The sequence below is a fragment of the Microcoleus sp. T2B6 genome, from assembly GCF_036700475.1.
Classification (GTDB): domain Bacteria; phylum Cyanobacteriota; class Cyanobacteriia; order Cyanobacteriales; family Microcoleaceae; genus Microcoleus.
In genome coordinates this window covers 13,453-27,311 of record NZ_JAUBOZ010000024.1, presented here as the reverse complement: position 1 = coordinate 27,311, position 13,859 = coordinate 13,453, and the positions used below count along the sequence as shown (strand labels likewise).

The following is a 13,859-nucleotide window of genomic DNA, read 5'->3' as shown; positions in this document are numbered from 1 at the left end:
AGTTGCTTGATGATTCTCATTCCGCATCGGAACCGGTTGCAGAAACCGTAGAGCCGATAGAACTTTCTCCACCAGAATTAGAATCAGTTGCAGAAACCGCAGAGTTGATTGAACATCCTCAACCCGAATTAGAATCAGTTGCAGAAACCGTAGATTTGAGTGAACATCCTCAACCCGAATTAGAACCAGTTGCAGAAACCGTAGATTTGAGTGAACATCCTCAACCAGAATCAGAACCAGTTGCAGAAACGGTAGATTTGAGTGAAGCGAAGCATCTCAGTTTGGGTGTCACAGAAACCCGAGGATATTACTCGCTACAGATATCTAAACAAGCAAGCAGGATGCTCACTTTTGTAAAAAATGTTTTTTATAAAAGTGAGAGACTCCCGATAGAACCTTCTCCACCAGAACCGATTGTCGAAAATGTAGAAGTTTCAGAAACCGTAGAGTCGCTCGACTATTCTCAACCAGAATCAGAACCAGTTGTCGAAAGGCAAGAGTCGAGCGAGCATCATGAACCAGAACCGATTGTCGAAAATCTAGAAGTTTCAGAAACCTTAGAGTCGATCGAGCATCATCAACCAGAATCCGAACCAGTTGTCGAAACAGTAGAGTCGATCGAGCATCCTCAACCAGAACCGATAGTCGAAAATCTGCTCATTCCAGAAACACCAGAGTCGATCGAGCATTCTCAACCAGAACCAGAACCAGTTGTCGAAACACCAGAGTCGATCGAACATCATCAACCAGAAGCGATTGTCGAAAATCTAGAAGTTTCACAAACAGTAGAGTCGATCGAGCATAATGAACCAGAACCGATTGTCCAAAGGCAAGAGTCGATCGACTATTCTCAACCCGAATCCGAACCAATTACAGAAACACCGGAGGAAATAAGCGATTTAGAATCTGAAATGCAACCAGTGGCAGATTTTCTGGAAACTGTAGAAAGGCAAGAGTCGATCGAACATCCTCAACCAGAACCGGTTGTCGAAAATCTACTCATTCTAGAAACAATACAGTCGATCGAGCATTCTCAACCAGAACCGATTGTCGAAAATCTGCTGATTGTCGAAACAATAGAGTCGCTAGAACATCCTCAACCAGAACCGATTGTCGAAAATCAGCTCATTATAGAAACAGTAGAGTCGATCGAGCATTCTCCACCAGAACCGATTGTCGAAAATCTACTTATTGTAGAAACAGTAGAGTCGATCGAGCATTCTCAACCCGAACCGGTTGTCGAAAATCTACTTATTGTCGAAACAGTAGAGTCGAGCCAACATTCTCAACCAGAACCGATTGTCGAAAATCTACTTATTGTAGAAACAGTAGAGTCGAGCAAACCTTCTCAACCCGAACCGATTGCCGAAAATCTCGAAGTTTCAGAAACACCAAAGTCGAGCCAACCTTCTCAACCCGAACCGGTTGTCGAAAATCTCGAAGTTTCAGAAACACCAAAGTCGAGCCAACCTTCTCAACCAGAACCGATTGTCGAAAATCTCGAAGTTTCAGAAACACCAAAGTCGAGCCAACCTTCTCAACCCGAACCGGTTGTCGAAAATCTCGAAGTTTCAGAAACACCAAAGTCGAGCCAACCTTCTCAACCCGAACCGGTTGTCGAAAATCTACTTATTGTAGAAACAGTAGAGTCGATCGAACTTTCTCAGCCAGAACCCGAACCGATTTTAGATGCGCCAAAGTCGATCGAACGTTCTCAACCAGAATCCCAACCTGTTGTAAAAAATCGGCCAATTAAAAAAAAGCCACAACCGAGTAGCGATTCTCGGCCCGAACAGTCGCCTATGACCAAAAAGCGACAAATAGAAAGAAAAAAACAGGATAGCGACGACAGCCAAACACCACCTGCAGGGGACTCAGAATGAACCACTTACCAATGCCCAATTACCCATTCCCAATTCCTAAATGTTAGTAATGATTAGTAATATTGTCGCAATTTACCGCAAAGAACTACAAAGCTATTTTGCATCGCCATTAGCCTATGCCATTGCAGCAGTCTTTTGGCTAATCACCGGCTACTTTTTAATAGCCATCCTCCTAGCCCCCGACGGGTTAATTCCCCAAATCGGCCAGCGAGACCAAATGGGAATTACCGAACCTCCCATCGACGTTGCTTACGAATTCCTGCAACTCTTTCTGCGAATCATGGGTTCCCTTTCCTTGTTCGTACTACCTGCACTCTCAATGGGACTTTACGCAGAAGAACGCAAACGCGGCACCTTAGAACTATTAGCCACATCGCCCTTAACAAACTGGGCAGTTGCTACCGGCAAACTCCTGGGAGTTTTAACATTTTATACCACCATGTTGCTGCCCCTGCTGTTCTGCGAGGCGATCGCCCTCAGTTCCTCAACCCCACCCGTACCCCCCGGAGTTCTTCTGCTAGGACACGCCGGCTTAATCTTACTAGCAGCAGGAGTATTATCCCTCGGAATGTTTATTTCCTCCCTCACCGACAGCACAATTTTATCAGCCATCCTCACCTTCGCTCTAGTATTATTTCTCTGGGTGATCGATGCAGCCGCCGTCGCTATCGGTGGCGCCTTCGGAACAGCATTAGGACATTTGTCGCTCCTAACAAATTATACCAATCTTGTCAAGGGAGTTTTCGATACCAGCAGTTTAATTATGTTTGCCAGTTACATCATTTTAGGAGTATTTCTGACCGCCCAATCTATCGATGCCTTGCGATATCAGCGTTCTTAAAAACATCAGGGAAGGCTTCGGGGAATAAAGAGGAAAGATGGGGAAAGTAGGAGATTTGGAGAATTGCACATTAAAGGACACACCACCAATGCCCAATGCCCTGTTTGCCCAATGCCCCATTCCCCATTCCCCATCCCCAATTAATGTTAGTTATTCCACTAATTTCTTGAAATAATGAGATTTATCAATCCCAAAATCGACTTTGCGTTCAAAAAAATATTCGGTTCCAGCGACAGCAAAGACATCCTGATTAATTTTTTAAACGCCATCCTTTATGAAGCACAGCCGGTCATCGAAGACTTAGAAATAATCGACTCCCAACCAGAACCTCAAACTCTCGCAACCCAAGACACACACCTAGATGTCAAAGCCACAATTAACGGCGGCAGAATCGCCCTAGTTGAAATTCAACTGATCAACGTGCCTTCCTTTGGGAACAGAGTTTTGTACAACGCTGCCAAAAGCTACAGCCAGCAATTAACAGGAAAAGAACGCTACGAAAGACTAAAAACAGTAATTTCCTTGAAAATTGCCGACTTTGAAATGTTTGAAAATCAGCCAGAATTTTTGTCACGGTTTGTTTTTCAAGAAAAAGAGCAACAGTTTGAGTGTCCAGATACTGCAATAGAATTAGTATTTATCGAACTGCCAAAATTTACCAAGGAATTAGCAGAATTAGCAACAACAGCAGAGCAATGGATTTACTTTCTCGAAAAAGCCAGCACTCTGGAGACAGTACCAGAAACACTCAGTGCAGTTCCCGAAATTCAGAAAGCTTTTAAAATTGCCAGCGAGGAAAATTTCAATCAGGAAGAATTAAATGAATTGCAGAAGCAAGAACTGTGGATTCAAGACCAGCAGATTGCCATAGATGTAGCAAGAGAACAGGTTACAAAAACCGCTCAACTCTCGTTAATATTGCGTCAGCTAGTGAAGCGCTTAGGCACAATACAACCGGAAACTGAAAACAGCATCCGTCAATTAGGCGTAGAGCAATTAGAAGAACTAGGAGATGCCGTGATCGATTTCAACAAGCCGTCAGATTTAACAGCATGGTTGCAGGCTAATGCGATATAGAATAACATCCTCGACCCGGAAATTTTTCCCTCAATATTTACGTTATGAAAATTAGCAAAACAAATTGGAAATACGTTTTTTTGCTGGGCCCCCTCCTCATCGCAGCGGGGGTAACAGCAGCACTTGTATCCGGAGTATGGGAACCATTGACAGTCGGTTTAGTTATTGCCGGAGCAGTGACGATCGCACTTTGGCTGCTATATTTGAGTTACGAACAAAGCTTTTGGGGGCAGCGTTCCACTCAAGCCAGCACCAACGCCCTGATTGCTACCCTGGCCGTCTTTGTGATTCTCGGAGTAATTAACTTCATAGCCGTTCGCTATCCCGTCCGCATCGACTTAACCGAAAGCCAACAATTTACCCTTGCCCCGCAGACTCAACAAATACTGCGAAACCTGCAACAAACAGTCAAAGTTTGGGTATTTGACCCCATCCAAAACCCCCAAATTAAAGAATTGCTGCAAAGCTACAAACGCGAGGGAGGCGAAAAGTTCCAATTCGAGTTTGTTGACCCGCAGACGCAACCGGGAAAAGCGCGGGAATTTAGCATTACCAGCATCGGAGAAGTTTACCTGCAATCCGGGGACAAAAAACAAGTTCTGCAAAAAGGTGGCACTGCTTTTGGTAGCGACCCAAATCAAGGTCTTTCAGAGATAAAACTTACCAATGGCTTAGAAGAAATCCTGAGCACTCGCGTTGCTACAGTTTACTTTTTGCAAGGCAAAGGAGCCCGCCCGCTACAGGAAGGTCAAGGCGGAATTCAGCAAGCTGAAAAAGCTTTGAAAGATAAATACTACAACGCCCAAACGCTGAATTTGACCGAACGCAAAGAAGTGCCAGAAGATGCAGATGCTTTAATCGTTCCCGGGCCGGACAAACCGTTTTCCGATACAGAAATTAAAGCACTAAAAGCTTATCTCGATCGCGGCGGCAGTTTATTGTTAATGGTAGACCCGGCAATTGATACGGGATTGGACAAATTGCTGCAAGAATGGGGCGTCAAACTAGACAGCCGTTTGGCCATCGATGCTTCGGGCACTGGTCAAAGATTTGGCCTGGGCCCCACGGTTCCTACAGTCAGGCGCTACGGCGAACATCCGATTACTCAAAGTTTTGGCAACGGTATTTCATTTTATCCGTTTGCGCGTGCTTTGGAAACCTCGCCAGTAGAAGGGATAGAGGAAAAACCGCTGATTTGGACGAGTCAGGAAAGTTGGGCCGAAAGCGATTTGACGACTAAGAAATTGGAGTTTGATCAAAAGACCGATCGACAAGGACCGCTATTATTAGGTGTAGCTTTAGTTCGATCGTCCACTGACAGCACTCCCTTAAAGCCCTCCCCTTCACCAACACCAACTTCGCCCTCGCCTTCACCCCAAGCATCGCCGACAACTTCCCCATCGCCGACAACATCGCCATCACCGATAGATTCACCATCGCCGATAGATTCACCATCGCCAACAACTTCACCCTCACCGACAGATTCACCATCGCCAACAACTTCACCCTCACCGACAGATTCACCATCGCCAACAACTTCACCCTCACCGACAACTTCACCATCACCGACAACTTCGCCATCGCCGACAACTTCCCCATCACCGACAACTTCACCATCACCGACAACTTCGCCATCACCGACAGATTCACCATCACCGACAACATCACCGTCGCCGACAACTTCACCAACAGCTTCCCCAATCAGCTATTCGGTGATTGTCTCGCAAGAAGCTACGCCGCCAGCATTACCCACGACTTCGCCAACACCCACAGCATCTCCCACAGCATCTCCCACAGCATCTCCAGAAAGTTCGCCAACACCCACAACCTCTCCCACAGCATCTCCCAGCCCAACGGCAACTCCTTCTGCGCCTTCAACTCCTAGAAAAACATCGCGAATGGTAGTAATTGGCACATCTCAATTTGTGACTAACGGTTGGTTTGACCAACAACTCAATAGCGACGTGTTTCTCAATTCAGTCAGTTGGTTGAGTAAACCAGACCAGCAAAGCTTTTCTATCAGTCCGAAAAAAGCTACCAACCGCCGCATTAACATGACGGCCATCCAAGTAGGATTGCTGGTTTTAGCTTGGCTAATGTGGCCTTTACTCGGACTGGGAATTGGTGGCGCTATTTGGTGGAAGAGAAGATAAGTTAGTTGACAGTTGACAGTTGTCAGTTGACAGTTGACAGTTGACAGTTGACAGTTGTCAGTTGTCAGTTGACAGTTTGCAGTTGTCAGTTGACTGTTGTCAGTTGTCAGTTGTCAGTTGTTATTAATAACAAACTCCCCAATTCCCAATGCCCAATTCCCAATGCCCAATTCCCAATGCCCAATTCCCAATGCCCAATTCCCAATGCCCAATTCTCAGTTATTATGAAATTGCAGAAAAATACATTAGTATTGATAGCCGTCGCGCTTAGCATGACTGGGTTGGTTGCTTTGTTCGAGATGCAAGTGTCTCCGAAACAGGAAGCCGCTAAGGAAGAAAAACAGAAAATTTTTGCTTTTAAGTCCGATCGCGTACAATTCTTTACAGTCAAAACTCCTGAAAAAATATTGACTTTTGAACGTGTTTATGCTACAAAAGGAGGCAAGTCTAGCTGGGAAATGAAATTGCCAGTGCAAGCACACGCAAGTCAGGCATCGGTGGATTTTTTGCTAGACAGGCTGGCAACAGGAAAGAGCGATCGCACGATTAATATTACTGCAGCTCAACTGCCCGAATTCGGTCTCGACCAACCCCAAGCTACAGTCACAGTAAAACTGGACAACCAGGAAACTCACCGCCTAGTTTTAGGCAAAACAGACTTTAGCGGCCGCTTCTTGTACGCTCAAGCCAATCCGCCGGAAGCGCCCCCTCAAAATTCCGCCCAAAATTTGCCCGTGCTGCTAGTGCCTTTTGACTTTAAAAATGCCGTCCAACGACCTTTGTCAGAATGGAAAAAAGCAGAAGCACCCAAAACAGAGAAACCGCAAAAACCCTCTCCCACGCCAAGTCCTGAGAATAAATAGATGGCCGGTCGCTCCTCGATGTTGCACCATTCTCAATAAGGCTTTTATGAACAGGCAAGATGCCTGTTCCACAATAAAATTTACTCTTTGTGGAACAGGCATCTTGCCTGTTGCTGACAATGGTGCACTCTGGGATAGAATTTAAAGAAAAAATCCCAAAACCTGTTACATCCAACATTCCTCACCTAAAATACAGAAAAGTCTAAACTTAAACTGTATTTAAGTGGCGTGCATTACCCCCAGGAAAGGGCGAATATGTTTCAGACAGCACTCAACCAAGGTACGACAGCAACGGATACAGCGCTTGACGTTGAACTCCGCAAGGTCTTTAAGGTATTTAACGGCGAAACCGCAGTCCGTGGAGTTGACCTCAACATCCGCCAAGGAGAATTTTTTAGCATCCTCGGGCCCAGTGGCTGCGGCAAGACTACGACGCTGCGCTTAATCGCTGGGTTCGAGACTCCCTCGGCGGGCGAATTGATGATTCGCGGCCAGTCGATGACCAACACTCCAGCTTACCGCCGCCCGGTAAATACTGTGTTTCAAAGCTATGCTTTGTTCGGACACATGAACGTCTGGGACAATATCGCTTTTGGATTGCGGATCAAAAAGCTGGGGAAAGCAGAAATTGAAGAACGGGTACGGGAAGTTTTGCAATTGGTGAAAATGGAATCTTTCGCCAACAGGTTTCCCGGTCAAATGTCGGGCGGCCAGCAGCAGCGGGTGGCTTTGGCGAGAGCTCTGGTAAATCGACCGGCGGTTCTGCTGTTGGACGAGCCCCTGGGTGCTCTGGATTTGAAGTTGCGGAAGCAGATGCAGTTGGAACTGTCGAATTTGCATCAAGAATTGGGTTTGACTTTTGTGATGGTGACTCACGACCAAGAAGAGGCGATGAGTCTGTCTGACCGGATTGCGGTGATGCACGAGGGCAGGATTGAGCAAATTGGCTCTCCTGAAGAAATTTATGAGTGCCCGCAGACGGCTTTTGTGGCGGATTTTATTGGCGATACGAATTTGTTTGCGGGTACGGTAGAATCGATCGACCGATCGACTATCACAGTTCGCACATCAGCCAATCTGAAAATAATCGTTCAGCAGTCGGATATGTGGAATGGTGTCACAGGCGACTCTGTTGTCGTCAGCGTCCGGCCGGAAAAAGTATATTTGAATCTCTACCAGCCGGAAGTGTCGGTCAACTGTTTTGAGGGGCGACTCAAAAATACTATGTACATGGGCACGCACGTTCATTACGTGGTTGAGTTGGCGTCGGGCGATAAAATTACAGTGCGCCAGCCAAATACCGGCGGGTCTTTCCCAGATCCGCACACGCCGATTTACGCTTACTGGGGAACTACTGATTGTCTCGCTTTGACCGATCGGAATTAGTCAGTTGGCAGTTGGTAGTTGGTATTAGTCATTAGTCATTGGTTATTTGTTGGTGGTTCGTTCTCCTAACAAATAACATAGGACAATTCCCAATTCCCAATTCCCAATTCCCAATTCCCAATTCCCCAATCTTCAATCTTCAATCTCAAAATCTAAAATCTAAAATCTAAAATCTAAAATCGAACTGTGCCTCCGACTAACTTACCAATTTCCAGGATTTTCCCGGCTAATTCTACACGCCGTCAGTTCCTAAAAAATTCGGCGGCGACAATTTCCGGTTTAGCTGTTTCGAGTTGTGGCTGGCGGCTTGCAGACGTGCAATCTGCTCCTCCCGTCCAAGGTTCTGCCGACCAACTTTTCATCTATACTTGGGCAGGCTATACCGATAAAGCTTTGCTCGATCGCTTTGCCGAAAAAACCGGTATTCGCGTCGTGGCCGACGTGTTTAGTAGCTCCCACGAAGAGATGCTGGCGAGAGTTCAAGTCGGTGGTTTCCGGGCCAGCATCATGTACCTCTCCGATTACATGGTGGTGCAGATGAAAAAAATCGGGCTGCTGGCTCAATTAGATCGCTCGATTTTAGGCGGACTCGATCGGCTCAAAAAACAGTTCCAAAACCCTGTATATGACCCAGGAAACCGCTACAGCGTGCCTTTGAGTTGGGGGACAACAGGATTGATTTACAACAGCGAACAGCTCAAAGAAGCTCCAGAAGATTGGAGTTATTTGTGGGAACACAAACAAGAGTTAGCAAGGCGAATGACCCTGCTAAACGACGTTAGAGAAGTCATGGGCGCGGCGCTGCGGATGCTGGGTTATTCTCTCAATTCTACAAACAAACAACAAGTAAAAAAAGCCTATGAAAAATTAGAAGAGCTCAAATCGGCGCTCGCATCTTTTACTACTGATGCTTGGCGATCGCAAATCCTGACAGGAGAGTTAAAAGTAGCAATGTGCTATTCTTCTGATGCCAATGAAGTAATTGCAAACAACCACAAATTGCGGTATGTCGTGCCGAAAAGTGGCTCGTCCCTGTGGACTGACACGTTAGCAATTCCTAAGGGAGCACCCAATCCAGAGGCAGCTTACAAATGGATTAATTTCCTACTGCAAGCCGATGTTGCCGCTTCCCTAGTCCAACGACTCGGTTTTGCAACTCCTTCAGAAGATGCTTTTAATTTGCTGACTCCAGAAGTTCGCAAAAACAAAATTATTTTTCCTTCTGAGGCTACTTTAAAAAAATGCGAAGGCGTGGCACCCCTAGGCAAATTTGCAGATGTTTACGATCGCTACTGGACAAAACTAACCAGCATCTCATAGCATCAGTATTAATCTGCGTTGATCTGCGTTGGCTCGAAAATCTAAAATCAGCTAATTCCCAAATCCCAAATCTAAAATCCAAAATAGAACTGTGCCTCCGACTAACTTACCAATTTCCAGGATTTTCCCGGCTAATTCTACACGCCGTCAGTTCCTAAAAAATTCGGCGGCGACAATTTCCGGTTTAGCTGTTTCGAGTTGCGGCTGGCGGCTTGCAGACGTACAATCTGCTCCTCCCGTCAAAGGTAATGCCGACCAACTTTTCATCTATACTTGGGCAGGCTATACCGATAAAGCTTTGCTCGATCGCTTTGCCGAAAAAACCGGTATTCGCGTGGTTGCAGACGTATTTGACTCCAATGAGGCGATGCTGGCTAGGGTTCAAGCTGGCGGTGGCCGGGCCTACAGCATCATTTACCCGTCTGACTACATGGTGATTCAGATGACGGAACTGGGGCTGTTGAGCCCATTAGACCACTCGATTTTGGGCGGACTCGATCGACTAAAAAAACAGTTTCAAAACCCCGTATATGACCCAGGAAACCGCTACAGCGTCCCTTTGAGTTGGGGAACCACAGGCTTAATTTACAACAGCGAACAGCTCAAAGAAGCTCCTGAAGATTGGGAGTATTTGTGGCAGCACAAACAGGAGTTAGCAAGGCGAATGACGCTGGCAAATGATGTTCGAGAAGTGATGGGTGCTGCGCTGCGGATGTTGGGCTATTCTCTCAATTCTACGAACCAAGAGCAAGTGAAACAAGCTTACGAAAAGTTGGTGGAACTCAAACCGGCGATCGCATCTTTTACCACTGATGCTTGGCGGCCGCAAATGCTGACGGGGGATTTGAAGGTAGCTATGTGTTATTCTTCTGATGCGAATGAGGTAATTCCAGATAATGACAAATTGCGCTATGTTGTGCCAAAAAGCGGTTCTTCTCTGTGGACTGACACTTTAGTAATTCCTAAAGGTGCTCCCAATCCAGAAGCAGCTTATAAGTGGATTAACTTTATGCTGCAAGCGGATGTCGCTGCTTCTTTAGTAGAACGGCTCAGTTTCTCAACTCCTTCGGAAGATGCTTTTAGTTTGCTGACGCCGGAAGTCCGCGAAAATGAAATTCTTTTCCCTTCGGAGGCAACTTTGAAAAATTGCGAAGGTGTTGCTCCGGTAGGAAAATTTATAGACGTGTACGATCGCTATTGGACTAAATTAACCAGCGGCTAATCTTATTTTTGCCAGAAATTTCATGTACATTTCGATTTACCGTGGGGTGGGGGCGGGTTTATGAGATTGTTTATTTTAGGCGATGATTGTAGGTGAACCCGCCCCTACATTACATTTCGATTTACCGTGGGGTGGGGGCGGGTTTAGAAGATTGTTTATTTTACGCATAGATTGTTGTTGGTGAAACCCGCCCGTACCAATCACAACTCAAAACTCAACACTATTTATTTATGGCTGTTTCAACTAGAACTCCCCCTCCTATTCCTCCCAATTCTTCTTTGAAGGCTGAAACTGTTTCCCCGTGGTCTGCGTGGGCTGGGCCACTGGCATTGCTGGGCCCTTCTGGCTTGTTCCTGCTGTTATTATTAGTAATACCAACTTTGGTGATTTTTCAGCTTAGTTTGGTGCCGAATATTAAGCCGGGAGATTTGGTGAATCCTTCGGGAATCGGCAATTACCTGCGAGTGTTTGAGCCGCTGAATTTGCAGGTGATGGGTCGATCGCTCTTTTTCGCAACGGGGACTACTATTCTGTGTTTGCTGCTGGGATTTCCAGTGGCTTACTGGATCGCCCTCAATGTCTCGAAAAAGTGGCGGAATTTAACTTTGTTAGGCTTTGTGTTGCCGCTGTGGACTTCTTCACTGTTGCGATCGTATGCTTGGATTACAATTCTGCGTCCTACGGGGGTTCTCAACTCGCTGCTGGCACTTGTAGGCATTCCTCCTCTGGAATTGCTCAATCAAAGTTCCGCCGTTCTAATCGGCATGGCTTACAGTTATTTGCCTTATATCGTGACAATTCTCTACGCTTCTTTGGAAAAGTTAGACCGCAGGTTGCTAGAAGCATCTCAGGATTTGGGTGCGAACCCAGTGGAAACTTTCTGGAAAGTGACAGTACCTCAGACGATGCCGGGAATTGCTGCGGGTTCTTTGCTAGTATTTATTAGCTGTTTGGGCGATTTTGTCGATCCAGAGTTGCTCGGTGGAGCTTCGAGCATGACCGCGGCTCGTTTAATTTACAATCAGTTTTTGGGGGCGACTCAAAATTGGGGTCTGGGTTCGGCTTTGAGTATGGTATTAATCTTTGTAGTGAGTATCGGAATTGCCCTTTTGCTCAAATATGGCGATCGTAATGCAATCTAAGTTAGTTGACTGTTGACTGTTGACTGGTGACTGTTCCAATTACTAATTACTAATTACCGATTACCGAGAAATGGAAAATACCGCCGACAATCCACAGGAGGAAATACAAGCCGATATGTACTTAAAACCTAAATTTAAGGTTTCTTGGCAGGTAATATTTGCCGTTTTGATGTTTTTTTATATGTACCTGCCTATCCTGGTACTCACATTTTACAGCTTTAACAAATCGCGTTTTAGCGCCGGTTGGGAAGGATTTACTTTAGATTGGTACGTTAAATTATTTAGCGATACGCGGATTTTAATTGCCCTGAGAAACAGTTTAACAGTGGCTGTTTGTGCAGTTGCAATCTCGGCTGTACTTGGCACTTTGATGGCCGTTGGTTTAGCCCGCTACCGCTTTCCAGGCAAGAGTTTATATCAGGGAGTCTCCTACTTGCCGATTATTATTCCAGATATTGCGACCGCAGTTGCTACTCTGGTATTTTTAGCGGCGCTGGCTATTCCTCTGAGTTTGTGGACAATTGTCGCCGCTCACATTGTGTTTTGTCTGGCTTACATCGCCCTAGCTGTTTCTACTAGATTGGCAGATTTAAACCCGTATTTAGAAGAGGCTGCCTTGGATTTGGGTGCAACGCCTGTTGAAGCTTTTATTCAGGTTTTGCTCCCTCAATTAATACCCGGAATTGTTTCGGGTTGTCTGCTGTCTTTTGTCCTCAGCATGGACGATTTTTTGATTGCGAGTTTTACCGCAGGTAGCGGGACTACAACTCTGCCGATGGAAATTTTTAGCCGGATTCGGACTGGGGTAAAACCGGATATTAATGCTCTCAGCGTGCTGTTGATAGTAGGTTCGGGAGGATTGGCGTTTTTAGCGGAATATTTGCGCGGCCGGGGCGAGCAAAAACGGACTCATTAGGCAGTGGGCAGTTGGCAGTTGGCAGTGGGCAGTTGGCAGTTGACAGTGGGCAGTTGACAGTGGGCAGTTGACAGTTGGTTATTTGTGAGTTGTTACCAATGCCCAATGCCCAATGCCCCATGCCCCATGCCCCATGCCCAATGCCCCATGCCCAATGCCCCATGCCCCATGCCCCATGCCCCATGCCCCATGCCCCATGCTGCTACTTGGCAGGTAATTTCACCTTAGTAGCCAAACCTAGTGCTTCCAAGACTTGAATTGTCATCCAAGTGAAGTCAATTTCCCACTTTTCCATCCCGTGACGAGCGGAGTATTGATAAGCATGGTGGTTGTTGTGCCAGCCTTCGCCGTAAGTCAGGACAGCCACCCACCAACAGTTAGTAGAACTATCGTTTGTTTCGTAGGTGCGGTAGCCAAATTTGTGAGTGGCGCTGTTAACAAACCAGGTGCAGTGATACACCAAAACTAAGCGTACAAAAATTACCCACACTACAAACGGCCAGCCTGCTGCTAAGTAAAGCAAGACGCCAAAGACGATTTGCATCGGGAGAAAGTAGTTTTGCAAAAATTGGTAAAATGGATCGCTCGAAATGTCTTTTGTGCAGCGGGCAATTTCAGCGTGAGCTGGACCTTTATATAGCATCCAGCCGATGTGACTCCACCAAAAACCCTTTTGGGCATTGTGAGGGTCGAGCGCATTTTGGTCAGAGTTGGTGTGGTGCAATCGGTGCAGCCCAACCCAATCAATTATTCCTCCTTGACAGGCAAGGGCTCCGCAAAATGCTAGAAAATATTCTACGAATTTTGGTGTCTGAAAACTGCGGTGGGTGAGCATACGATGCCATCCGAGAGTTATTCCCAAACCGCCGGTTATCCAGTGCATGAATACTGTTAAACCAACTGCTGTCCAATTGAAGTTACTGGGTAGCAGTGCGAACAAAGCGCCGATATGAAGTCCTGCTAAACTAATAACGTGCTTCCAATTGTATTGGAGTTTTTCTTGCGTTGCAATTGTCATTCTCTTTTTGATTTCTGATGAGATGCCGAGCTAGATTC

10 protein-coding genes are annotated in these 13,859 nt (G+C 46.2%); 9 read left to right on the top strand and 1 reads right to left on the bottom strand.

The annotated features are described in order from the left end of the window. Window positions 1–1,923: 1,923 nt before the first annotated feature. From QUA00_RS13300 to QUA00_RS13260, 9 genes are all read left to right on the top strand, one after another. Window positions 1,924–2,724, top strand: a complete 801-nt coding sequence (locus QUA00_RS13300; protein WP_333409912.1) for an ABC transporter permease — start codon at window positions 1,924–1,926, stop codon at window positions 2,722–2,724. Between the two features lie 174 nt (window positions 2,725–2,898). Next, a complete protein-coding gene (locus QUA00_RS13295) occupies window positions 2,899–3,801 on the top strand; it encodes an Rpn family recombination-promoting nuclease/putative transposase (protein WP_333409911.1) in 903 nt (300 codons plus the stop codon). 44 nt (window positions 3,802–3,845) lie between these two features. Further along, a complete protein-coding gene (locus QUA00_RS13290; RefSeq protein ID WP_333409910.1) occupies window positions 3,846–5,954 on the top strand; it encodes a Gldg family protein in 2,109 nt (702 codons plus the stop codon). 47 nt (window positions 5,955–6,001) lie between these two features. Further along, the gene (locus tag QUA00_RS13285; RefSeq protein WP_333409909.1) at window positions 6,002–6,817 is read left to right on the top strand and encodes a DUF4340 domain-containing protein; all 816 of its coding nucleotides are present in this window, start codon (window positions 6,002–6,004) and stop codon (window positions 6,815–6,817) included. Window positions 6,818–7,072: 255 nt separating this feature from the next. Beyond that, entirely contained in the window at window positions 7,073–8,203 is a 1,131-nt protein-coding gene (locus QUA00_RS13280) for an ABC transporter ATP-binding protein (RefSeq protein WP_333161790.1), read from the top strand. 186 nt (window positions 8,204–8,389) lie between these two features. After that, entirely contained in the window at window positions 8,390–9,523 is a 1,134-nt protein-coding gene (locus tag QUA00_RS13275) for a spermidine/putrescine ABC transporter substrate-binding protein (protein WP_333409908.1), read from the top strand. 91 nt (window positions 9,524–9,614) lie between these two features. Further along, window positions 9,615–10,745 (top strand): spermidine/putrescine ABC transporter substrate-binding protein, encoded by a 1,131-nt coding sequence (locus QUA00_RS13270; protein ID WP_333409907.1) that lies wholly within the window; start codon window positions 9,615–9,617, stop codon window positions 10,743–10,745. 230 nt (window positions 10,746–10,975) lie between these two features. Then, window positions 10,976–11,887, top strand: a complete 912-nt coding sequence (locus QUA00_RS13265) for an ABC transporter permease (protein WP_333409906.1) — start codon at window positions 10,976–10,978, stop codon at window positions 11,885–11,887. 70 nt (window positions 11,888–11,957) lie between these two features. After that, on the top strand, window positions 11,958–12,803 hold the full coding sequence (locus QUA00_RS13260; protein ID WP_333409905.1) for an ABC transporter permease: 846 nt from the start codon (window positions 11,958–11,960) through the stop codon (window positions 12,801–12,803). 202 nt (window positions 12,804–13,005) lie between these two features. On the opposite strand, the gene QUA00_RS13255 is transcribed toward QUA00_RS13260, so the two are convergent. Continuing rightward, window positions 13,006–13,821 carry an acyl-CoA desaturase gene (locus tag QUA00_RS13255; protein WP_172187906.1) on the bottom strand — a complete coding sequence of 272 codons (816 nt, stop codon included), beginning with the start codon at window positions 13,819–13,821 and terminating at the stop codon, window positions 13,006–13,008. Window positions 13,822–13,859 lie beyond the last annotated feature (38 nt).

Excerpts from the sequence above, each read along its gene's own strand:
- QUA00_RS13260 (WP_333409905.1), top strand. The coding sequence starts at position 11,958 with ATGGAAAATACCGCCGACAATCCACAGGAGGAAATACAAGCCGATATG.
- QUA00_RS13280 (WP_333161790.1), top strand. The coding sequence starts at position 7,073 with ATGTTTCAGACAGCACTCAACCAAGGTACGACAGCAACGGATACAGCG.
- QUA00_RS13290 (WP_333409910.1), top strand. The coding sequence starts at position 3,846 with ATGAAAATTAGCAAAACAAATTGGAAATACGTTTTTTTGCTGGGCCCC.
- QUA00_RS13265 (WP_333409906.1), top strand. The coding sequence starts at position 10,976 with ATGGCTGTTTCAACTAGAACTCCCCCTCCTATTCCTCCCAATTCTTCT.
- QUA00_RS13300 (WP_333409912.1), top strand. The coding sequence starts at position 1,924 with ATGTTAGTAATGATTAGTAATATTGTCGCAATTTACCGCAAAGAACTA.
- QUA00_RS13295 (WP_333409911.1), top strand. The coding sequence starts at position 2,899 with ATGAGATTTATCAATCCCAAAATCGACTTTGCGTTCAAAAAAATATTC.
- QUA00_RS13255 (WP_172187906.1), bottom strand. The coding sequence starts at position 13,821 with ATGACAATTGCAACGCAAGAAAAACTCCAATACAATTGGAAGCACGTT.